The following is a 20,264-nucleotide window of genomic DNA, read 5'->3' on the forward strand; positions in this document are numbered from 1 at the left end:
CCCTGGAGGATGCTGTCGTGACCACCGCCCGCGCACCGCGGAACCGCCGTCGGATTCTGATCATCGCCCTCGCGGGCGTCGCGCTGATCGCCGTGCTGCTGATCGCCTCACTGACCCGGCCGGGTCAGGAAGAGCCCGATGCCACCGCAACGGCGCCGACGGGCCAGCAGACCCCATCAGCCGAAGAGAGTGAAGCACCCCGGGTGCCCGACCTCTCGCGTCGCATCGATGGCGACGTGGCGGCACTCGGCGCCGTGGACGCACCGGTCGTGATGATCGAGTACGCCGACTACCGGTGCCCCTACTGCGGTGTGTTCGCGCTCGACACCATGCCCCAGCTCGTCGCCGACTACATCGACACCGGCAAGCTGCGCATCGAGTGGCGCGACGTCCCGCTGTTCGGCGAGGACTCGTTCAACGCCGCCGTCGCCGCCCGTGCCGCCGGCCAGCAGGGCCTGTTCTGGGAGTACCACCACGCCGTCTACGCGTTCCAGGGCGACTCGCGCAAAGACCTGCCCCGCGAGCAGCTGCTCGCACTCGCCGATGAGGTCGGTGTGCCCGACGTGGCGGCATTCGAGACGGCGCTCGACGACCCGGCGCTGCAGCAGGCCGTCGCAGCCGATGCGCAAGAGGCCCAGGCCATCGGTGTGCAGAGCACACCGGCGTTCCTGATCGGCCAGACGCCCGTGATGGGCGCCCAGCCCATCGACGTGTTCCGCCAGGTCATCGACGGCGAACTCGCACGCGTCGGGGAGTGATCGCCGTGGACATCGGCTACATCGGCGCGTTTCTCGGTGGCATCCTCTCATTGCTCAGTCCGTGCTCGGTCATGCTGCTGCCCGCGTTCTTCGCCTACGCCTTCACCTCGCCCACGAAGTTGATCTCGCGCACCGGCGTGTTCTTTCTCGGGCTGCTGGTCACGCTGATCCCGCTCGGGGTGTTCTCGGGCCTGTTCGGGTCACTGCTGGGTGAGAACCGCGGCGCGTTGATCACGACGGTGGCGGTGCTGGTGATCGTGGTCGGTCTCGTGCAGCTGCTGGGGGTGCCCGTACCTGGGATCTCTCGTTCGCGGCGCGGGGGAGAGGACAGCACCTCGGCGGTCTCGGTGTTCCTGCTCGGTGCCGTGTATGCGGTCGCGGGCGTGTGCACCGGGCCGATCCTCGGATCCGTCCTGCTGATCGCCTCTCTCGGTGGCTCGCCCGTCTACGGCGCCGTGCTGCTTGCCGTGTATGCGCTCGGAATGGTGCTGCCGTTGCTGATCCTGGCGCTGCTGTGGCGCCGGTTCGGGGCGAAGGCGATGACCTGGATGCGCCCGCGCGAGCTGCGCATCGGCAGGTGGCGCAACTCGTGGACCATGATCATCACCGGAGCGCTGTCGATCGCGCTGGGCGCCTTGCTGCTGTTCACCGACGGCACGGCCAACCTCGGCGGACTGGTCGGCATCGACACCCAGTTCGCGCTGGAGTCGTCCGTATCGACGATGGCGGCGAGCATCCCCGACTGGTGGTTCGCGATCGGCGCGCTGGTCGTGCTCGCCTCGGTCACCGCCGTCGTCCTGTTGCGTGGGCGCGGCGATCGGACGGATGCCGCCGAGAGCGTCGCGCACGTCGACCCGCCGTCACCATGAGCCTGCCGCGGCTCGCGCCACGAGAGGTACGCTGACCGCAGGCGTCAGCAGATCGAGGAGGCCGCCGGTGACCAATCCCGAGCAGGACCCGCAACCGGCCGTACTCACAGCGGGGGAGCCGTGCACCGAGGTCGAGGTGCTGACGCCCCGCGAGGTGCCGCTCGGCGGGCCCCGTGCGATGACGGTGTTCCGCACGCTCCCGCAGCGGCAGCGTTCCCTCGTGGGGGCCTGGTGCTTTCTCGATCATTACGGGCCCGATGACGTGGCCCGCACGGGCGGCATGGTGGTTCCCAGGCATCCGCACACCGGCCTGGCGACCGTTTCATGGCTGTTCACCGGTCGTATCGACCATCTCGACTCCAGCGGTGTGTCCGCCGCGGTGCTGCCGGGTGAGCTGAATCTGATGATCGCGGGGCAGGGCATCACCCACCAAGAGATCAGCGCGCCCGACACGGATGTGCTGCACGGTGTGCAGCTCTGGTACGCACTGCCCGACGCCACCCGGTTCACCCCGCACCACTTCACGCACTATGCGCCGCCGCCCGTCGAACTGCCCGGAGCGACGGTGCGCGTGTTCATCGGCAGCCTGGCCGGTTCCACCTCGCCAGTCGATACCCGCACCCCCGACCTGCTTGGCGCCGAACTGGTGCTCGCACCACACGCCGAGGTGACGCTGAGCGCGCGCCGTGACTTCGAACACGCGGTGCTCGCCGAGACGGGTGATATCACCCTGAACGGCACCGCCGTCGCTCATCGCTCGCTCGGCTATGCACCGGTCGGCGCAGACACGCTGCGCATCACAGCGGGCCGGGACGGCGCGCGGGCGATCCTGCTGGGCGGAGTACCGCTGGGGGAACAGATCGTGATGTGGTGGAACTTCGTGGGCCGCAGCCACGACGAGATCGCCGAGTACCGTCGGCGGTATCAGGCCGAACTGGGCTTCGACCCCGTCGACCCGCAGGATGCCGGTAAGCCCTCGCTGTTCGGACCATTCGCCGACGGACAGCGACCTCCGCTGCCGGCACCGGCGCTCCCCACCGTACGGTTGCGACCCCGCTCGTGAGGCACGACCCGGCTACGACCGGGTGATCGGCTCGCCACCGGCATCGCGCGGACGCACCGGGTGCTCGCTGAGGATCGATACGCGGTTGAACATGTTGATCGTCAGCGCCACCCACTCGGCGGCGACGAACGACTCGTCGCCCAGCGTGTGCTGCGCGCCCGAGAGGTCGGCCTTGAGCTCTTCGCTCAACGGCAGGCGCGTGGCCGCCTCGGCGACCGCGAGCACAGCGCGCTCACGCTCGGAGTACAGCGCCGACTCGCGCCACGCGGGCAGCAGATCGAGGCGCTGCTGCACGATGCCGGCGCTGCGTGCTTCTCGCGAGTGCAGATCGAGGCAGAACGCGCAGGCGTTGAGCTGTGAGACCCGCACTTTGATCAGCTCGGCCTCCTGCAGGGTCAGCCCCAGCCGCTCCGCCTCCTCGGCGATGGCCGCCGAATACGCGGATGCTGCCTTCCAGGCCGCGGGGGACGCCTTGTCGAGGTACGGGCGCATGCTCTCTCCTTGAATCATGAGGGGGTCAACAGCATCCGATCACATTCCGGGCCGCGGCACGACTCCGGCGCCTTCGCGCAACTCGAACACCAGTTGTGTCTCGGTCGCGCGCACGACGTCGTGCACGGTGATCCGCTCGAGCACGATGTCGCGCAGCGCGGCGGCATCCGACACCGCCACGTGCACGATGAAGTCGTCCGCACCCGCGATGTGAAACACCTGCAGCACGCCCGTCGTCGCTGTGAGTGCGTCGAACAGCGCCTCGACACCGATCTTGTTGTGGTTGCCGAGCCGCACACGGATCATCGCCTGTACCGGCGCGCCCACGGCGGCCGGATCGATGTGCGGCCGCGACGGCGAGACCACGCCCCGCGCGCGCAGCGTGCGCAGCCGGAACGCGCATGTGGATGCCGGAATGCCGACGATCGCGGCGAGTTCCTTCACCGAGGCTTCGGGATGTTCGACGAGGGCGCCGAGGATGCGCAGGTCGAGCGCGTCGACACCGCTGTCCGGCCGCTGTGCTGTGACCAAGTTCGACTCCCCATCCGGATGGCTGGTTGCTCAACGAGCAAGATCAGCGCCAGCTTACGCCTCCCTCGACAACCCATCTGGAAAGGACTGTCGAAACGGCGCACCATAGGGTCATGTCCGACCAGCCGCTGCATCCCGACACCATCGCCGTCCACGCCGGACGCTCCGACTTCGGCGCCCTGGGCGTGCACGCCGCGCCCATCGACCTGTCGTCGACCAACCCGCTGCCCGACATCCTGCACGGCGGCGACTCGTACGAGTCGATGGCGAACGGCGGGCATCCGCTGCCTGACGGCGGCAACGTCTACGCGCGACTGTGGAACCCGACCGTCGCACGGTTCGAAGAGGCGCTGGCCGAACTGGAGCACGCCGAGGCGTCTGTCGCGTTCGCTTCGGGCATGGCCGCAACCACGGCGGCCGTGCTGGCGCACACCACGGGTGCGGGTAAGAGTCACATCGTGGCGGTGCGCCCGCTCTACGGCGGCACCGACCACCTGCTGGCCACCGGACTGCTCGGTGCTGAAGTGACGTTCTGCGATGAGAACGCCGTCGCCGCCAGCATCCGCCCCGAGACGGGTCTGGTCGTGCTCGAGACACCCGCCAACCCCACACTGGAACTCGCCGATATCGCCGCCGTCGTCGCCCAGGCGGGCGACGTGCCGGTGATGGTCGATAACACCTTCGCCACACCGCTGCTGCAGAATCCGCTCGATCTGGGGGCGGCGATGTCGCTGCACAGCGCCACCAAGTACATCGGTGGTCACGGCGACGTGATCGCGGGCGTCATCGCGTGCTCTGAAGAGACGGCCGCGGCGCTCCGCCGGGTCCGTGCCATCACCGGAGCGCTGCTGCATCCGCTGGGGGCCTACCTGCTGCACCGCGGACTGCCCACCCTGCCCGTGCGCATGCAGACCCAGCAGGCCGCGGCCCGTGCGATCGCCCTGCGCCTCAAAGACAACCCGGCCGTTCTCGAGGTGCGCTACCCCGAGTTCGACGACACGCGCGGCCTGATCGGCCGTCAGATGCGCGGCGGCGGCGCCATGGTCGCCATCCGGCTCGCCGGTGGATACGCGGCGGCCGAGGCGGTCACCGGCGCTGTGCGCCTGTTCACGCACGCCGTCTCGCTCGGTGGCGTCGACTCTCTCATCCAGCATCCGGCGGCGCTCACGCACCGACCCGTCGCGCCCGAGGCGCGGCCCGGTGCCGACATCGTGCGCCTGTCGATCGGGCTCGAGAACGTCGACGATCTGATCGCCGACCTCGAACAGGCGCTCGTCAAGGCGCCCGCGGTCGCCGCCGTCTGAGCGCGACCGTGGCGCGTTCCGCGACGTGACACGATGGATGCATGAGCTCCGCCAACCTCACCAGGGAAGAGACCGCCCACCGCGCAGCGTCGATCACGCTGCGGGAGGTGCGCGTCGAACTCGACCTCACCGGCGCGCCCGAACAGGCGCGAACCGGATTCCCGACCGTGACGACCCTGACTTTCGACGCCCGAGAGAACTCGACCTGGCTCGACTTCATCGGTGAAGCGGTCACCTCGGTCACGGTCAACGGCGAGCAGCGCGAGGTGCGGTACGACGGTGCGCGCATCGAGGTCGACGGACTGGCAGACAGCAACACGGTGCGCGTCGAGGCGGTCGCGACGTACAGTCGCTCCGGCGAGGGCATGCACCGCTTTCAGGACCCCGTCGACGGCCAGACCTACCTGTACACGCAGTACGAGCCGGCCGACTCGCGCCGGGTGATGGCCTGCTTCGAGCAGCCCGACATGAAGGCCGCCTTCACGTTCGAGGTGTCGGCTCCCGCCGGGTGGCAGGTGCTGTCGAACCAGTCTCCGGTGACCGTGACCGAGGGCATCGGGGTGCAGAGCGTCGAGTTCGCACCGACACTCCCCATCTCCAGCTACATCACCTCGGTCGCCGCCGGTCCGTACGCGCGGATCGACGCGGAGTGGACCCGTGGCGAGCAGCGCATCGCGCTCGGCGTGCTGTGCCGCGCATCGCTGCTCGAACACCTCGAGTCCGACGACGTGATCGAGGTCACCCAGCAGGGTCTTGATTTCTTCACGGATGCGTTCGCCTACCCCTACCCGTGGGGCAAGTACGACCAGATCTTCGTACCCGAGTACAACCTCGGCGCCATGGAGAACCCCGGGCTGGTGACGTTCACCGAGGCCTACATCCACCGCGGCGCACCCACCGACGCACAGCGCGGTGGTCGCGCGAACACGATCCTGCATGAGATGGCGCACATGTGGTTCGGCGACCTCGTGACCATGCGGTGGTGGGACGACCTGTGGCTCAAAGAGTCGTTCGCCGACTACATGGGGGCACACGCATCGGCCGCCGCGACGCGGTACGACGATGCCTGGGTGCGCTTCGCCGCCAACCGCAAGGCCTGGGCCTACCAGCAGGATCAGCTGCCCACGACGCATCCTATCGTCGCTGATATCACCGACCTCGAGGCCGCGAAGCTCAACTTCGATGGCATCACGTACGCCAAGGGCGCCTCGGTGCTCAAGCAGCTCGTGGCATTCGTCGGCGAAGAGCACTTCTTCGAGGGGGCGCGCCGCTACTTCGCCGCGCACGCCTTCGGCAACACAACGCTCGAGGACCTGCTCGTGCAGCTGGAGGAGGTCTCGGGTCGCGACGTGCGCAGCTGGTCGCGTGCGTGGTTGCAGACCAGCGGAGTGTCGACCCTCTGGTTGGAGACCGCTGTCGACGGTTCGCGGGTGCTCGTGCAGAGCGACCCGCGCCCGCATCGTCTTCGCGTCGGACTCTACGACCTCGTCGAGGGGCGGCTCACGCGCCGCGAGATCGTCGAGCTTGACATCGTCGACGAGTCCACGCCCGTGAGCTTCCCGAACGCTGACCTGGTGCTGCTCAACGACGACGACCTCACGTACGCGAAGGCGCGGCTCGACGAGCGTTCGTTGGATGCTGTCGAACAGGCGCTCTCGACGCTCGAACCGTTGCCGCGGGCGCTCGTGTGGTCGTCGCTGTGGAACGCCGCACGCGACGGCGAGCTTTCCGTTGAACGGTATCTGCGGATCGTCGCTGCGCACGCGCCGGCGGAGCACAACGGTGGCCTTCTCGCCGGCGTACTCGCCAACACTGCCTACGCTATCGGCCACTACGTGCCGGACGCGCGGCGCCCTCAGCAGCGTCGGGAATGGCTCGACACGACGTGGGAGGCTCTCACCGCGGCAGATCCGGCAAGCGACGCACAGCAGTCCTGGGCGCGGGCTTTCGCCTCGGCGTCTGCGTACGACGACGCCCGTGCCGCGCAGGTCAGGGCCATCCTCGACGGTGACGCACCCGAGGGGCTGCCGGTCGATCCGGACCTGCGCTGGGCGCTGCTGACAGCGCTGAGCACGACGGGCAACGCGGCGGGGGAGGAGATCGAAGCCGAACTCGAGCGAGACGACACCGCGAGCGGCCGAACGGCATCGATCCGCGCGCTGTGGTCGAAGCCTGTCATCGAGTCGCGCACCGCCGCATGGCACTCCGCGTGGGAGGACCACGAGCTCAGCAACGATCACTTGAGCGCCACGATCGACGGGGTGCAGGCGGGCGGCCGACGCGACCTTGTCAGCGCGCTCGATGCCGGCTACTTCGAGCGCATCCTGACGGCCTGGCAGGAGCGCAGCATCGAGATCGCGCGGCGTCTCGTGATCGGTCTGTTCCCGGCGGCTGACTCGCTCGACGACGTCGACGCGTGGCTCGAGGCTCACCCGGCGGCGCCGGCATCACTGCGGCGTCTCGTGATCGAGCAGCGCGACGGCCTCGCGCGCGATCTGCGCGTGCGCGCCGCGCAGTAGCGTCGTCAGGCGTCGACGGACATCCCGGGATCGAGGTCGTAGAACTCCCCGTTGTGCTGCTCGGTGGCCCATCGCAGTCTCTCGCGGTGCATGTTGCGCCCGATCGGCGACAGCGTCATGTCATGGGTGCCGAAGCAGCGCCGGGGAGCGACAGCGAGCACGAAGTCCATTGCCTCGCCGATCTTGAGCCAGGGCGCTCCGAGGGGTGCGGCGAGCATATCGACGGCGACGTCGTCGGGGAGAGCGTACGAGTCGCCGGGATAGTAGAACGTGTCGTTGACGAGCACCCCAAGGTTCTCGATCGTGGGGAGCGACGAGTGGATCACCGCGTGCTCCCCTCCGAAGAAGCGCAACGAGAACGCGCCGACCGCGTACGTCTGACCGGGGGCAACAGTCGTCACGAGGTGGTCGGCGGCCGCGGCGACGGCTGCCGTGCTGAAGATCGGCGTGCCGGGAGCCGCCTGCAGGATCCGATCCAGGTGCACCGCAGTCCAATGATCCGGGTGCTCATGAGTGATGACGACGCCGACGACATCCGACAGGCCGTCCAGGGGAGCGGTGAATGCTCCCGGGTCGATCAGCAGGGTCTGGCCGTCGTGCTCCAAGCGCAGCGCGGCGTGCTCGTGTCTGGTGATGCGCATGCCCGCAGTCAACTCCGAGTCGCTTCGACAGGCAAGGTTCATCAGTGCGACACGCCCGCGATGCACGGTATTAGGGCCCCGATTTGGATCGCCTGGAATCGTCGTGTCATACTTGAACAGTTGCAGGAACGGCCCGGAAAAAACGGGCCGGGACGGCCCCATCGTATAGCGGCCTAGTACGCCGCCCTCTCACGGCGGTAACGCGGGTTCGAATCCCGCTGGGGTCACAACACGAAGAAAGCCCCCCGATTCATCGGGGGGCTTTCTTCGTATCCGGATCAGCCGCGGCGCCAGGCGTCGTCGAGAAGGTGCGAGCCGCCCTGCGGGCCCATCTGCAGCATCCCGCCGTCCACGACCCACTCGGCACCCGTGACGTACGACGCTTCGGGTGAGGCCAGGAACGCGACGACCGCAGCGACCTCCTCGGCCTTGCCCGGTCGCCCCAGGGGAACGCCGGGGCGGTGCGTGCGGTCGGCATCGGCCGACGTCATGCCGGTCGCGGGTGTGGCGATCTCGCCGGGCGCGACCGCATTCGCCGTGATGCCGTGCGCGCCCAGCTCTTGCGCGAGGTTCTTGATCAACCCCGACAGGCCGTGCTTGGCGGCGATGTACGCCGACAGGCCGACACGCGGCTGCTGCGCATGCACACTCGTCACAGCGATCAGCCGCCCGCCACGACCGGCCGTGACCATGCCACGTGCGGCTGCCTGCAAGCCCGCGAAGGCACCATCGAGGTTCAACGCGATCGTGTGCCGCCATTCTGCGAGAGGCACGTCGAGCACCGGTCTGCGCACGCTCGCGCCGGCGTTGTTGACGAACACATCGAGTCCGCCGAGTTCATCGGCCAGTCCGTCGATCACTCCCGCGACCCGGTCGAGATCGGTCGCGTCGAAGCGTGACACGGCCGCGCGGCGGCCGCGCTCTCGCACCGCCGCCGCGGTCCGCTGCGCCCCGGTCTCGTCGCTGTGCCACGTGATGCCGACATCCATGCCCGCGTCGGCGAGGGCGATGGCCGTCGCCGCGCCGATGCCCGAGTCGGATGCTGTCACGATCGCCCGCCGTGGCGAGAAGAGCTGCGCTGCCATGGGGGAACGCTACCGAAGCGCGCGCCCGGGGGATAGGGTCGCGCGCCCCGCCGCGTGAAAACGCGGCGGGGCGTCGCATCACGCGGACTCGGTTGCGGTCTCTGCCTTCTCGCCGGTCGCCGCGCGAGTCCGCCGACGCCGCAGCACCCACCAGATCAGCAGGCCCGCCACGCCGACGATCGCCAGCCACGGCAGGATGAAGCCGAATGCCACCACGATCGCGTTGAGCGAGACGATCAGGCCGTTCCAGCCGGCGATCAGACCGTCCACGAATCCAGCCGGGTCAGCGGTCGTCCGGGGCGTCTCGGTCAGCGAGATCGACACCGTGGCCATCGTCACCTGCTCATCGAGACCCTTCAGCTGCTGCTCATAGCTCTCCAGCTGCGCCTGGCGCTCGCTGAGCGCGGACTCCGCAGCGATCAGATCGCCCACCGAACCGGACTGCGCCATCAGCTCGGTGAGACGCTCGACCGAGGCGCGAGCGGCATCCGCCCTGGCCTGCAGGTCGACGACCACCGAAGTCACGTCCTGCCGCGACACCGACGAGCGCAGCACCTCGCCCTCATCACCCAGAGCCTCCATGACGGCGGTGAGGTCCTCGGCGGGAACGCGGATGCTGATCCAGCCGTTCCCGCCGAAGCTCGGCATTCCCGGCTCGGTCATGGCAGCATCCGGCGACATCCCGACATCCGTCGCCTCGACGTACCCACCGTACTCAGCCGCCAGCGCACCGATCGATTCCACCGACGCGCCGACATCGGTCACCTGCAGGCCGATATCGGCCATCGAGATGATCTCGCGGCCGTCCGTCGCCATGTCAGCCGACCCCGCCGCGGAGTCCATGGACTCCATGGCGGCATCCGACGCCACCATCTCGTCGGTCGCCGCAACCGGTCCTTCCTGCCAGCCCGCATCATCAGACATGGATTCGTTGACCGCCAATGGCGAGACGGCGGTGAGCAACGGGGGAGCGATCAGGATGCCACCGACGAACGCCGCGGCGATGGAGACGCCGGTCACCCAGCGGCGACGGCGTCGACGCGCGCGATCCATGTCCGTCCGCGGTGCGGGCGCCTCGCGCGGCTCATCGGCGACCTGAGCGAACACCTCGTGCTCGATGCGCGCGATACCGGCGTCGCTCAGGGGCGGAAGCGTCGGGTTGTCGTTGTCGTTCATGCGTCTCTCACTTCCCCCGCAGCACCGCGCAGGCGCGTGCGGACTCGGGAGAGACGGTTGCGCACGACGGCATGGCTGACACCGAGCTGCTCGGCGGCCGCCTGATAGCTGTAGCCCTCGACGGCGCACAGCGCGAAGATCTTGCGATCCACGTCATCGAGCAGGTTCACCTCCGTGGCGATGCGCTCTGCGAGCGTCGCGGTGATGACCTGATCCTCGACGCTCACGGTGTCGGCGACCGTCTCATCGACGGCATCCGCGGTGTTCCGCCGATCCCGGCGCAGCACGCGCAGGCGATTGGCGGCCTGGAACCGGCAGATGGTCGCCAACCAGGGCAGCAGCGAGTCGTTGACCAGCTCCAGCCCGGGCAACCGGCGCCACGCCACCACGAACGTCTCCTGGGTGACGTCCTCAGCATCCGCCGGCGATCCGAGGATGCCGTGCGCGATCCAGTACACCGGCTTGACATGGGTGCGGAAGATCGCGCGGAAGGCGTCCTGGTCGCCGGATGCGGCTCGTGCCGCCAGGTCGCGGTCGTCGGTGCCCGGCATATCCCATCCGATCGTCGTCGTGCAGAACTGTCTCTCACTGACTGAGTGTCATCGGCGCACTCATCGTCTCAGACTCGGGTACGATCGTTCGAGCGAAAGGGAGTATCCCGTCTTCGCGCGGATCGTCATCACGAGCACCATCAAAGCTGCTCCGGCCGCGCGACGCACATCGTGCGGGGAGAGACTTTCGGCTCACGCCATACCCTTTCGAAAGGCACTTCGACCTTGACCATTCCTGTCTGGTTCGAGATCACCGCCCTGGTGGTCCTGACGGTGATCCTCATCGCCGACCTGCTGCTGATTCTCAAGCGCCCCCACATCCCCTCGACCAAGGAATCGAGCTTGTGGGTGGCGTTCTACGTCTCGCTCGCGCTGATCTTCGCGGGCGTGCTCTACTTCATCGGTGATTCGAAGACCTCACTGGACTTCCTCACCGGCTGGGCGATGGAATACAGCCTCTCCATCGACAACCTCTTCGTGTTCGTGCTGATCATGACGCAGTTCTCGGTGCCGCGTCGCTATCAGCAGGAGGCGCTGATGGTGGGCATCATCATCGCGCTGGTGCTCCGCGCGATCTTCATCATCATCGTCGGTGCCGCCGTCGAGCACCTCAGCCCGATCTTCTACATCTTCGGTGCGTTCCTCGTGTTCACGGCGGTGCGGCAGGCGCTGCCCGAGAAGCACGACAACGATCAGCAGACCGAGGGCTTCATCGTGCGCATGGTGCGCCGCGTCATCCCGATCAGCGACGAGTACGACGGACCCAAGCTGCGCACCGTCGTCAACGGCAAGAAGATGTGGACGCCGATGCTGATCGTCTTCGTCTCACTCGGCATCACCGACCTGATGTTCGCCGTCGACTCGATCCCCGCCATCTTCGGTGTCACCACCGACCCGTTCATCGTGTTCACGGCGAACCTGTTTGCGCTGATGGGTCTGCGCCAGCTGTACTTCCTGCTCGGCGACCTGCTCGAGAAGCTCAAGTACCTGCACTACGGCGTCGCCTTCATCCTCGGCTTCATCGGTATCAAGCTGATCCTGCACGCCATGCACGAGAACGAGTTGCCGTTCATCAACGGCGGCGAGTCGATCGCCTGGGCACCTGAGATCAGCAACTGGGTCTCGCTCGGTGTGATCATCTCGTCGATGGCCGTCGCCACGATCGCGAGCCTGATCGCATCGAACCGTGAGAAGCGCGCAGCGTTGAAGCGCTGATCGTTCCCGCTCGGGCCCGCTGACATACGCGCAGAACCACCCGTCGCCGCCGTGTAAACTGACCGGCATGCGGCGGGTGGTTCTTCTTCTTAGCAGCCGCGACGGGATCTGATCCAGGCCTTCCTCGTCGCGGCGTTCAATGCGGGCCGACCCATCGAGCCAGAAGGAACACACCGCATGACCAGCATTACGCAGCCCAGGACTCTCGCGCAGAAAGTCTGGGACGATCACCTCGTCGTACAGGGCGAGAACGGCGAGCCCGATCTGATCTACATCGACCTGCACCTGCTGCATGAGGTCACCAGCCCGCAGGCGTTCGACGGCCTGCGCACCGAGGGGCGGCCCCTGCGGCGGCGGGATCTGACCATCGCCACCGAGGATCACAACACGCCGACGCTGAACATCGACAAGCCGATCGCCGACCTCACCAGTCGCACGCAGATCGAGACGCTGCGCCGCAATGCGGAGGAGTTCGGTGTGCGCCTGCATTCGCTGGGCGACGCCGAGCAGGGCATCGTGCACGTGGTCGGTCCGCAGCTGGGGCTGACGATGCCCGGTGTCACCGTGGTGTGCGGTGACTCGCACACATCGACGCACGGGGCGTTCGGCGCCATGGCCTTCGGAATCGGCACCAGCGAGGTCGAGCACGTCATGGCCACGCAGACGCTGCCGCTGAAGCCGTTCAAGACCATGGCGATCACCGTCGAGGGCGAGCTGCGCCCCGGCGTCACGGCAAAAGACATCATCCTCGCCGTCATCGCCAAGATCGGCACGGGCGGCGGTCAGGGCTACGTGCTCGAGTTCCGCGGCAGCGCGATCCGCGCCCTCTCCATGGAGGGGCGCATGACGATCTGCAACATGTCGATCGAGGCCGGCGCCCGTGCCGGCATGGTCGCCCCCGACGAGACGACGTTCGCATACGTCAAGGACAAGCCGCACGCGCCGCAGGGCCAGGACTGGGAGGACGCGGTCGCGTACTGGCGCACTCTGCCGACCGACGAGGGTGCCGTCTTCGACGCCGAGGTGTTCATCGACGCGAACGAGCTGGAGCCGTTCGTGACGTGGGGAACGAATCCCGGTCAGGGCAGTTCGCTGTCGGCTGCGGTTCCCGACCCGGCCGCGATCTCGGATGCCAACGAGCGCGCCGCCGCCGAGCGGGCGCTCGAGTACATGGACCTCACTCCGGGCACTCCGTTGAAGGAGGTCAAGGTCGACGCGGTCTTCATGGGGTCGTGCACGAACAGCCGGATCGAGGACCTGCGCGCATTCGCCTCGGTCATCAAGGGCAAGAAGAAGGCTGACGGTGTGCGCGTCATGGTCGTGCCGGGCTCGGCCCGCGTGCGCCTGGAGGCCGAGGCTGAGGGCATCGACCGGATCGTCGAGGAGTTCGGCGCCGAATGGCGCTTCGCCGGGTGCTCGATGTGCCTGGGGATGAACCCCGACCAGCTGGAGCCGGGCGAGCGCTGCGCGTCGACATCCAACCGCAACTTCGAGGGGCGCCAGGGCAAGGGTGGGCGCACCCACCTCGTGTCGCCGCTGGTCGCCGCCGCGACCGCCGTCCGAGGCACATTGTCGAGTCCCGCAGACCTGGAGGGGAGCAACTGATGGAGAAGTTCACCACGCACACCGGAGTGGCAGCGCCCCTGAAGCGCTCCAACGTCGACACCGACCAGATCATCCCGGCGGTGTTCCTCAAGCGGGTCACCAAGACCGGTTTCGACGACGCTCTGTTCCACGCCTGGCGCCAGGACCCCGAGTTCGTGCTCAACCAGCAGCCCTTCCAGCAGGCATCGGTGCTCGTCGCCGGTCCGGACTTCGGCACCGGGTCCAGCCGCGAGCACGCCGTGTGGGCGCTGCGCGATTACGGTTTCAAGGTCGTGCTCAGCCCGCGGTTCGCTGACATCTTCCGCGGCAACGCCGGAAAGCAGGGGCTGCTCGCCGCCACTGTCGATGACGCGGATATCGAGCGCATCTGGGCGCTGATCGATGAGGAGCCCGGTCGTGAGATCACGGTCGACCTCGAAGCGCGCACCGCCACGATCGGGGGCTTCCAGGCCTCCATCGGCATCGACGATTACACTAGATGGCGGCTCCTCGAAGGGCTCGATGACATCGGGCTCACGCTGCGCAACGAAGACAAGATCGCTCAGTTCGAGGCCCGCCGCGCGTCGTGGCGGCCACGCACGCTCCCCGTCCGATAGACGAGGAGCGGGGTGGGCCGGGGGTCACAAGCCCCCGCGGCATCCGCCGTGATCAAACCGGACGCGGCGACCGCTGCGTCTGCTCAGACGAAGAAGAGGCCCGAATGACGACATCCGCGCACGAAGCAGCAGTTGAGCCGACCACGGTTCCCACCGCATCCGTGCTCGCGATCCGAGGAGGCAGGCCGCTGCGCGGCCGGGTCGACGTGAAGGGCGCGAAGAACCTCGCCACCAAGGCGATGGTGGCGACGCTGCTCGGCGAGACCGCCAGCACGCTGCGTGATGTGCCGGATCTCAGCGATGTCGCCGTGGTGCGGTCTCTGCTCGAGGTGCACGGAGTGACCGTCACCGAGGGTGACGAGCCCGGTGCGATCGTGCTCGACCCGAGTGCGGTCGAGTCCGCTCACTACGAAGAGATCGACGCGCATGCCGGGGCCTCCCGCATCCCGATCCTCTTCTGCGGCCCGCTGCTGCACCGTCTCGGTCAGGCGTTCATCCCCGACCTCGGAGGTTGCCGCATCGGTGATCGTCCGATCGACTTCCACCTCGATGCGCTGCGCAAGTTCGGCGCCGTCGTCGAGAAGGAGCCCAACGGTATCCGTCTGTCGGCTCCCAACGGGCTCAAGGGCGCGAACATCCACCTGCCGTACCCGAGCGTCGGCGCCACCGAGCAGGTGCTGCTGACCGCTGTACGTGCCAAGGGCGTGACCGAGCTGCGCAATGCGGCCATCGAGCCCGAGATCATGGACCTGATCGCCGTGCTGCAGAAGATGGGCGCGATCATCTCGTACGAGCCCAACCGAGTGATCCTGATCGAAGGCGTCGAGCACCTGCGCGGCTACGACCACCGCTGCATCTTCGACCGCAACGAGGCCGCCTCGTGGGCAGCCGCAGCGCTGGCCACCGACGGCGAGATCTTCGTCGGCGGCGCGAAGCAGCAAGAGATGCTGACCTTCCTGAATGTGTTCCGCAAGGCCGGCGGCTGGTTCGATGTGCAGGAGGACGGCATCCTGTTCCGTCGCGACGGGCAGATCAAGCCGGTCATCGTCGAGACCGATGTGCACCCCGGCTTCATGACCGACTGGCAGCAGCCGCTGATCGTCGCGCTGACGCAGGCGCACGGCCGTTCCACCGTGCACGAGACCGTGTACGAGAACCGCTTCGGCTTCACACAGGCACTCGTGAAGATGGGCGCCGACATCGTCGTGCACCCGCACGGTCTGCAGGATGGTCCCCGTCGCGTTCCGCGTCGTGAGCTGGAGCAGGCTGCGGTCATCACCGGCCCCACGCCGTTGCACGCGGCCGACATCGTCGTGCCCGACCTGCGCGGCGGGTACAGCCATGTCATCGCCGCGCTGACCGCTGAGGGCGAGTCGCAGGTCTCCGGCGTCGACATCCTCAGCCGCGGCTACGAGAAGTTCCTCGACAAGCTCGAGGCGCTGGGCGCGGACTTCGACGTCGTCCGGTGATCTGATGGCAGTATCCGAACGCAGTCGTCCCAGCATCTTCTGGCCGCTCGCGGCGATCGTGGTGCCGGTGCTCGGTCTGATCGCCAAGGTCACCGTGCGAGGCGACGAGAAGCTGCCCCGGCAGGGAGCCTTCGTGCTCGCGCCCAACCACTACTCGGAGTTCGACCCGCTGATCATCGCGCTCGCGGTGTTCCGCACAGGTCGCTTGCCGCGGTTCATGGCCAAAGAGAGCCTGTTCCGGGTGCCCGTGGTCGGGTGGGTCCTGCGCAAAAGTGGCATGATCCCCGTGGCGCGCACGTCGTCGGCATCCGCGGCGAAGCAGACGATGACGCAGTCACGCGAGCTGGTCGAACACGGCCGCGGTGTGATCGTGTATCCCGAAGGCACGCTGACGCGTGACCCCGACCTGTGGCCGATGCGCGGCAAGTCGGGCGCGGTGCGCCTGGCGCTGACCGGTGACATCCCGCTGATCCCGGTCGCGCACTGGGGAACGCAGAAGATCATGGGCCGCTACCAGAAGGGCCTGAGTCTGTGGCCGCCGCGCAAGCCCGTGTACGTGCTGTACGGCGACCCCGTCGACCTCTCGGATCTGCGGGGCCGCGCCGGTGAGCCGGGCGTGCTTGCCGAAGCCACCGACCGGTTGATGGCCGCCATCACGGTGCTGCTCGAAGAGCTGCGCGGCGAGCAGGCACCCGCGCAGCGCTGGAACCCCGCGCAGCACGGCCAGAACGAGACGGGGCGCCTTGAACCGTAAGAGACCGGGCGCGGCCACGCGCGCCACCATCATCGGTGCCGGAAGCTGGGGCACGACATTCGGCAAGATTCTCGCCGACGGCGGGGCCCAGGTCACCATGTGGGCGCGTCGTCCCGAGCTGGCACACGAGATCTCCGAGGCCAAGCGCAACTCGAAGTACCTGCCGGGCATCAACCTACCGCGCACGATGCTCGCCACACACGATCTGTCCCGGGCACTCGAGGGCGCCGACCAGGTGTACCTCTCGGTGCCGAGCCAGTCGTTGCGCGAGAACCTCAAGGCGCTGCGTCCGCTGCTGGCCGAGGGCGACGCACCGATCGTCAGTCTGATGAAGGGCGTCGAACGCTCGTCGGGGCTGCGTATGAGCCAGGTGATCGAGCAAGAGCTGCGCTGCGATCCTGAACGCATCGCCGTGGCATCCGGACCCAACCTCGCGCTCGAGATCGCGCGCGAGCACCCGACCGCGGCTGTCATCGCCTCGCGTAGTCAGGAGACGGCGGATGCTGTCGCGCGCACGGCGCGCAACCGGTACTTCCGCTCCTTCGTGAACACCGATGTCATCGGCACCGAGTTCGGCGGGGTGCTGAAGAACCTCATCGCCGTGGCGATCGGCATCGTCGACGGTGTTGGATACGGCGAGAACACCAAGGCATCGATCATCACCCGCGGGCTCGTCGAGATGACCGACTTCGCGGTCGCCAACGGTGCCCGGCCCGAGACGCTGCAGGGGCTCGCGGGGCTCGGCGATCTGATCGCCACGTGCCAGTCACCCCTCAGCCGTAACAACACCGCGGGCCGGTTGCTCGGCCAGGGGTACAGCTTTCAGGACGTCATCAAGCAGATGGAGCAGACCGCCGAAGGGCTCGCCTCGGTGGCTCCCGTGCTGCAGTTGGCCCGTGAGTCCGAGGTGCACATGCCCATCGTCGAGCAGGTGAAGATGGTGCTCGACGGACGCATGGACCCCCGCGATATTGCCCCGCATCTGACGACGGACGACGACACTCCGCAGGAGGAGAGAACCAATCATGGACAAGCAGACGGTGGTGGTGCTCTTCGGCGGACGCTCCAGCGAGCATTCGATCAGTTCCGCAACGGCGGGCGGAGTGCTGGGCGCGATTGATCGCGAGCGCTACGAGGTGATCCCGGTCGGGATCACCCGCGACGGCGCCTTCGTGCTCGAAGAGGACCGACCCGAGAAGTTCCCTCTCGACGCCGACCACCTGCCCGAGGTCGTCGACAACGGCACCCGGGTGCGGTGGCCCGAACCGGGGGGAGATCGGATGCTGCGCGTCGCCGCTCCGGACGGCTCGACGGTCGACCTCGGGCGGATCGACGTGGTGCTGCCGCTGCTGCACGGTCTGCACGGCGAGGACGGCGCGATCCAGGGCTTCTTCGACGTTCTGGACGTGCCCTACGCCGGCGGTGGCATCCTTGATTCTGCCGTGTGCCTCGACAAGCACTTCACCAAGCTCGCGCTGTCGGCGGCGGGGATCGCAGTGGCACCGGGCATCACCGTGCGCCAGAGCGATTGGGAGAGCGATCCCGAGAGCATTCGTCGTGCGGTGGCCGAGCTGGGCGATGTCGTGTTCGTCAAGCCGTCCGACGCCGGTTCGAGCGTGGGCGTCTCACGCGTCGATGGCGGTGAGGGGCTCGACGAGGCTCTGCGCATCGCGTTCGCCGAGAGCCCGAAGGTGCTCATCGAGAAGCAGGTTTCGGGCCGCGAGATCGAAGTGGGTGTGCTCGCGGGTCGAGACGGCGCTCGGGCCCGGGCTTCTCTGCCTGGTGAGGTCGTGCTGACCACGCGCAGTTTCTACGATTTCGAGGGCAAGTACCTCGGCGGTGACGGTGTCGACATCGTCTGCCCGGCCGAGGTCGATGAGTCGCTGATCGCTGAGCTCCAGGAAGCCGCGGTCCGCGCGTTCGAAGCGGTCGACGGCCGGGGGTTGGCCCGGGTGGACTTCTTCGTGACGCCCGAAGGACGGTTGGTCGTCAACGAGCTGAACACGATGCCCGGGTTCACGCCGATCTCGATGTTCCCGAAGTGCTGGATCGCCTCGGGGCTGAGTTATCGCGACCTCATCACCGAGCTGATCGAGGCCGGTCTGCACCGTTGATCGATGCCGGCGGGCTGCCCTATTCGGGCAGCTCGTTCGGTTCGGTGCATGCGCTGGTCGCGGGGATCATTCGCACTCCTGAGACGATGCCGGCGTTCGACAGTGCGTCGTTCGCGCTGACGACCTCGGTGTCGACGAACACCTGGACGGCGGGGTTGCGACCGTAGGTCGTCATGCGCATCATCGGTGCCTGCGACTCGTCGACGAGCCAGTCGATGCCCTCGAGCGTGATGCACTGCAGTTCGCTCGTCGGTCCGGGCACCGTCACGCCGCACGAGACGAAGACGCTTGCCGGGTCGCCGTAGGCGCCGGTCGCCTGCGCGTCGGTCCAGCGGCGGTCCTCGCCGGCGACGGCATCGGGCAGGCGCACGGTCACCTCGGCGCACAGGGGGTTGTTCGCGTCCTTCGCCGGTTCCAGGGCGACCGTGCTCGAGCAGGCGGTCAGGGTGAGGAGCGAGAAGGCTCCAGCGACGAGGGCGAGACGACGGAGCATGATTCCAGGCTACCGTTGTCGGCATGGCATCCGCTTCGGACGACGACCCGCGCATCGGCGATATCTCTGAGGGGACGGTGCTACGGGCGATCCTCGCTCGCACGGCACCGGCAGCGCATTCGGTGCTGGGTCCGGGTGATGACGCCGCCGTGCTCGCGGCGCCGTCGGGTTCGGTGGTCGCCACGGCCGACACGCTCGTGTCGGGCCCTGATTTTCGTGCCGCCTGGTCGAGCGGCTACGACTTGGGCTGGAAGGCCGCGGCCGTGAACCTCGCCGACGTCGCGGCGATGGGGGCGGTACCGACGGGCCTGTTGGTCTCGCTGGCCGTACCGCTCGAGACGCGTCTGTCGTTCGTCGAGCAGATGGCCGATGGCTTCCGCGAGGCGTGCGCGCAGCTCGCCCCCGGATGTTCGGTGATCGGCGGTGACTTGACGGTCTCGGAGCTGCTGATGATCGCTGTGACGGCGCTCGGCGATCTCGGTGGTCGTACGGCCGTCACGCGCGCCGGGGCACGTCCCGGCGACGTCGTCGCCCTCGCCGGCGACCTCGGGGCCGCGGCCGCGGGGTTGGCGCTGCTGTTCGGGCGCTTCCGCGACGGCGAGACGCCGATCGCGGTGGACCGGAGCATGCTGGACGCTGCCGAGCAGCGGGCATTGGACGTGCAGCTGCGCCCGTCTCCGCCGATCGCCCTGGGGGCGGTGGCGGCGGATGCCGGTGCGACTGCGATGATGGATGTCTCCGACGGACTCGCGCTCGATGCGTCGCGCATGGCGGATGCCTCGGGCGTGACGATCGCGCTGTCGACGACGGCGCTCGATGCACTGACCGGTGGGATCGATATCTCTCGCGCGATCGGCGGGGGAGAGGATCACGGCCTGTTGGCGACCTTCCCGCTCGGCACCATGCCGAATGGTTTCCGCCCGATCGGTGTCGTCACCGACCGCGCGGCGGACGGCGTGCTGCTGGACGGTGAGCCGATCGAGCACAGGGGATGGGATCCGTATCGGGATTGGGACGGCTCGCTGTAGC

General features: G+C 68.0%; 20 protein-coding genes and 1 tRNA gene. 14 read left to right on the forward strand and 7 right to left on the reverse strand.

The window, feature by feature from the left end:
* Nucleotides 1–17 precede the first annotated feature (17 nt).
* The 3 genes from ACLD0U_RS05080 to ACLD0U_RS05090 all read left to right on the forward strand — a co-directional run bounded on the left by ACLD0U_RS05080 (nt 18) and on the right by ACLD0U_RS05090 (nt 2,690).
* A complete protein-coding gene (locus ACLD0U_RS05080) occupies nt 18–758 on the forward strand; it encodes a thioredoxin domain-containing protein (RefSeq protein ID WP_206820621.1) in 741 nt (246 codons plus the stop codon).
* Nucleotides 755–1,627: a cytochrome c biogenesis CcdA family protein gene (locus ACLD0U_RS05085; protein WP_274368865.1), complete on the forward strand. Its 873-nt coding sequence runs from the start codon at nt 755–757 to the stop codon at nt 1,625–1,627. Before ACLD0U_RS05080 ends, ACLD0U_RS05085 begins: the two co-directional genes overlap by 4 nt.
* A 67-nt stretch (nt 1,628–1,694) precedes the next feature.
* Nucleotides 1,695–2,690: a pirin family protein gene (locus ACLD0U_RS05090; protein ID WP_410340006.1), complete on the forward strand. Its 996-nt coding sequence runs from the start codon at nt 1,695–1,697 to the stop codon at nt 2,688–2,690.
* 12 nt (nt 2,691–2,702) lie between these two features.
* Here the strand turns inward: ACLD0U_RS05090 and ACLD0U_RS05095 are convergent, their stop codons facing one another.
* Together ACLD0U_RS05095 and ACLD0U_RS05100 are read right to left on the reverse strand one after the other, a co-directional pair.
* The gene (locus ACLD0U_RS05095) at nt 2,703–3,182 is read right to left on the reverse strand and encodes a carboxymuconolactone decarboxylase family protein (RefSeq protein ID WP_206820619.1); all 480 of its coding nucleotides are present in this window, start codon (nt 3,180–3,182) and stop codon (nt 2,703–2,705) included.
* Between the two features lie 39 nt (nt 3,183–3,221).
* Nucleotides 3,222–3,713, reverse strand: a complete 492-nt coding sequence (locus tag ACLD0U_RS05100) for an Lrp/AsnC family transcriptional regulator (protein WP_410340007.1) — start codon at nt 3,711–3,713, stop codon at nt 3,222–3,224.
* Nucleotides 3,714–3,826: 113 nt separating this feature from the next.
* On the opposite strand from ACLD0U_RS05100, the gene ACLD0U_RS05105 reads away from it, so the two are divergent.
* Both ACLD0U_RS05105 and pepN read left to right on the forward strand, forming a co-directional pair.
* Nucleotides 3,827–5,017, forward strand: coding sequence for a trans-sulfuration enzyme family protein (locus tag ACLD0U_RS05105; RefSeq protein ID WP_206820617.1), 1,191 nt, complete (start codon nt 3,827–3,829; stop codon nt 5,015–5,017).
* 41 nt (nt 5,018–5,058) lie between these two features.
* Nucleotides 5,059–7,536: an aminopeptidase N gene (pepN, locus tag ACLD0U_RS05110; RefSeq protein ID WP_410340008.1), complete on the forward strand. Its 2,478-nt coding sequence runs from the start codon at nt 5,059–5,061 to the stop codon at nt 7,534–7,536.
* A gap of 5 nt (nt 7,537–7,541) precedes the next feature.
* Here the strand turns inward: pepN and ACLD0U_RS05115 are convergent, their stop codons facing one another.
* Nucleotides 7,542–8,177 carry an MBL fold metallo-hydrolase gene (locus tag ACLD0U_RS05115; RefSeq protein WP_410340009.1) on the reverse strand — a complete coding sequence of 212 codons (636 nt, stop codon included), beginning with the start codon at nt 8,175–8,177 and terminating at the stop codon, nt 7,542–7,544.
* Nucleotides 8,178–8,331: 154 nt separating this feature from the next.
* Here ACLD0U_RS05115 and ACLD0U_RS05120 point away from each other — a divergent pair.
* Nucleotides 8,332–8,404, forward strand: a tRNA-Glu gene (locus ACLD0U_RS05120).
* 51 nt (nt 8,405–8,455) lie between these two features.
* Here the strand turns inward: ACLD0U_RS05120 and ACLD0U_RS05125 are convergent.
* From ACLD0U_RS05125 to ACLD0U_RS05135, 3 genes are all read right to left on the reverse strand, one after another.
* Entirely contained in the window at nt 8,456–9,262 is an 807-nt protein-coding gene (locus ACLD0U_RS05125) for an SDR family oxidoreductase (RefSeq protein ID WP_224817746.1), read from the reverse strand.
* Nucleotides 9,263–9,340: 78 nt separating this feature from the next.
* Nucleotides 9,341–10,438 carry a DUF4349 domain-containing protein gene (locus ACLD0U_RS05130; RefSeq protein WP_410340010.1) on the reverse strand — a complete coding sequence of 366 codons (1,098 nt, stop codon included), beginning with the start codon at nt 10,436–10,438 and terminating at the stop codon, nt 9,341–9,343.
* Nucleotides 10,435–10,989, reverse strand: a complete 555-nt coding sequence (locus ACLD0U_RS05135; RefSeq protein WP_179411016.1) for an RNA polymerase sigma factor — start codon at nt 10,987–10,989, stop codon at nt 10,435–10,437. Before ACLD0U_RS05135 ends, ACLD0U_RS05130 begins: the two co-directional genes overlap by 4 nt.
* Before the next feature lie 225 nt (nt 10,990–11,214).
* On the opposite strand from ACLD0U_RS05135, the gene ACLD0U_RS05140 reads away from it, so the two are divergent.
* The 7 genes from ACLD0U_RS05140 to ACLD0U_RS05170 all read left to right on the forward strand — a co-directional run bounded on the left by ACLD0U_RS05140 (nt 11,215) and on the right by ACLD0U_RS05170 (nt 18,742).
* Entirely contained in the window at nt 11,215–12,204 is a 990-nt protein-coding gene (locus ACLD0U_RS05140; protein WP_179411015.1) for a TerC family protein, read from the forward strand.
* A 177-nt stretch (nt 12,205–12,381) separates the two neighbouring features.
* The gene (gene leuC, locus ACLD0U_RS05145; protein ID WP_224817749.1) at nt 12,382–13,809 is read left to right on the forward strand and encodes a 3-isopropylmalate dehydratase large subunit; all 1,428 of its coding nucleotides are present in this window, start codon (nt 12,382–12,384) and stop codon (nt 13,807–13,809) included.
* The gene (leuD, locus tag ACLD0U_RS05150; RefSeq protein WP_179411013.1) at nt 13,809–14,405 is read left to right on the forward strand and encodes a 3-isopropylmalate dehydratase small subunit; all 597 of its coding nucleotides are present in this window, start codon (nt 13,809–13,811) and stop codon (nt 14,403–14,405) included. The genes leuC and leuD overlap by 1 nt, the downstream gene beginning before the upstream one ends.
* Before the next feature lie 104 nt (nt 14,406–14,509).
* Nucleotides 14,510–15,874, forward strand: a complete 1,365-nt coding sequence (gene murA, locus ACLD0U_RS05155; protein WP_179411012.1) for a UDP-N-acetylglucosamine 1-carboxyvinyltransferase — start codon at nt 14,510–14,512, stop codon at nt 15,872–15,874.
* Nucleotides 15,875–15,878: 4 nt separating this feature from the next.
* Nucleotides 15,879–16,628, forward strand: a complete 750-nt coding sequence (locus tag ACLD0U_RS05160; protein ID WP_410340011.1) for a lysophospholipid acyltransferase family protein — start codon at nt 15,879–15,881, stop codon at nt 16,626–16,628.
* A complete protein-coding gene (locus tag ACLD0U_RS05165) occupies nt 16,618–17,748 on the forward strand; it encodes an NAD(P)H-dependent glycerol-3-phosphate dehydrogenase (protein ID WP_218847956.1) in 1,131 nt (376 codons plus the stop codon). Before ACLD0U_RS05160 ends, ACLD0U_RS05165 begins: the two co-directional genes overlap by 11 nt.
* Complete coding sequence (locus tag ACLD0U_RS05170) at nt 17,654–18,742, forward strand: D-alanine--D-alanine ligase family protein (protein WP_410340012.1); 1,089 nt, start codon at nt 17,654–17,656, stop codon at nt 18,740–18,742. Before ACLD0U_RS05165 ends, ACLD0U_RS05170 begins: the two co-directional genes overlap by 95 nt.
* A 19-nt stretch (nt 18,743–18,761) precedes the next feature.
* Here the strand turns inward: ACLD0U_RS05170 and ACLD0U_RS05175 are convergent, their stop codons facing one another.
* On the reverse strand, nt 18,762–19,235 hold the full coding sequence (locus ACLD0U_RS05175; RefSeq protein WP_224817753.1) for a DUF3515 family protein: 474 nt from the start codon (nt 19,233–19,235) through the stop codon (nt 18,762–18,764).
* Between the two features lie 23 nt (nt 19,236–19,258).
* Between ACLD0U_RS05175 and thiL the strand changes: the two genes are divergently transcribed.
* Nucleotides 19,259–20,263, forward strand: coding sequence for a thiamine-phosphate kinase (gene thiL / locus ACLD0U_RS05180; RefSeq protein WP_410340013.1), 1,005 nt, complete (start codon nt 19,259–19,261; stop codon nt 20,261–20,263).
* Nucleotide 20,264 lies beyond the last annotated feature (1 nt).

Origin of the sequence: Microbacterium sp. 2216-1, from assembly GCF_046507855.1 — a bacterium.
Taxonomy (GTDB): domain Bacteria; phylum Actinomycetota; class Actinomycetes; order Actinomycetales; family Microbacteriaceae; genus Microbacterium; species Microbacterium esteraromaticum_C.

Coding starts and splice junctions, on each gene's coding strand:
- ACLD0U_RS05095 (WP_206820619.1), bottom strand. CDS start 3,182: ATGCGCCCGTACCTCGACAAGGCGTCCCCCGCGGCCTGGAAGGCAGCA.
- ACLD0U_RS05105 (WP_206820617.1), top strand. CDS start 3,827: ATGTCCGACCAGCCGCTGCATCCCGACACCATCGCCGTCCACGCCGGA.
- pepN (WP_410340008.1), top strand. CDS start 5,059: ATGAGCTCCGCCAACCTCACCAGGGAAGAGACCGCCCACCGCGCAGCG.
- ACLD0U_RS05115 (WP_410340009.1), bottom strand. CDS start 8,177: ATGCGCATCACCAGACACGAGCACGCCGCGCTGCGCTTGGAGCACGAC.
- ACLD0U_RS05125 (WP_224817746.1), bottom strand. CDS start 9,262: ATGGCAGCGCAGCTCTTCTCGCCACGGCGGGCGATCGTGACAGCATCC.
- ACLD0U_RS05130 (WP_410340010.1), bottom strand. CDS start 10,438: ATGAACGACAACGACAACCCGACGCTTCCGCCCCTGAGCGACGCCGGT.
- ACLD0U_RS05135 (WP_179411016.1), bottom strand. CDS start 10,989: ATGCCGGGCACCGACGACCGCGACCTGGCGGCACGAGCCGCATCCGGC.
- leuC (WP_224817749.1), top strand. CDS start 12,382: ATGACCAGCATTACGCAGCCCAGGACTCTCGCGCAGAAAGTCTGGGAC.
- leuD (WP_179411013.1), top strand. CDS start 13,809: ATGGAGAAGTTCACCACGCACACCGGAGTGGCAGCGCCCCTGAAGCGC.
- murA (WP_179411012.1), top strand. CDS start 14,510: ATGACGACATCCGCGCACGAAGCAGCAGTTGAGCCGACCACGGTTCCC.
- ACLD0U_RS05160 (WP_410340011.1), top strand. CDS start 15,879: ATGGCAGTATCCGAACGCAGTCGTCCCAGCATCTTCTGGCCGCTCGCG.
- ACLD0U_RS05170 (WP_410340012.1), top strand. CDS start 17,654: ATGGACAAGCAGACGGTGGTGGTGCTCTTCGGCGGACGCTCCAGCGAG.
- ACLD0U_RS05175 (WP_224817753.1), bottom strand. CDS start 19,235: ATGCTCCGTCGTCTCGCCCTCGTCGCTGGAGCCTTCTCGCTCCTCACC.
- thiL (WP_410340013.1), top strand. CDS start 19,259: ATGGCATCCGCTTCGGACGACGACCCGCGCATCGGCGATATCTCTGAG.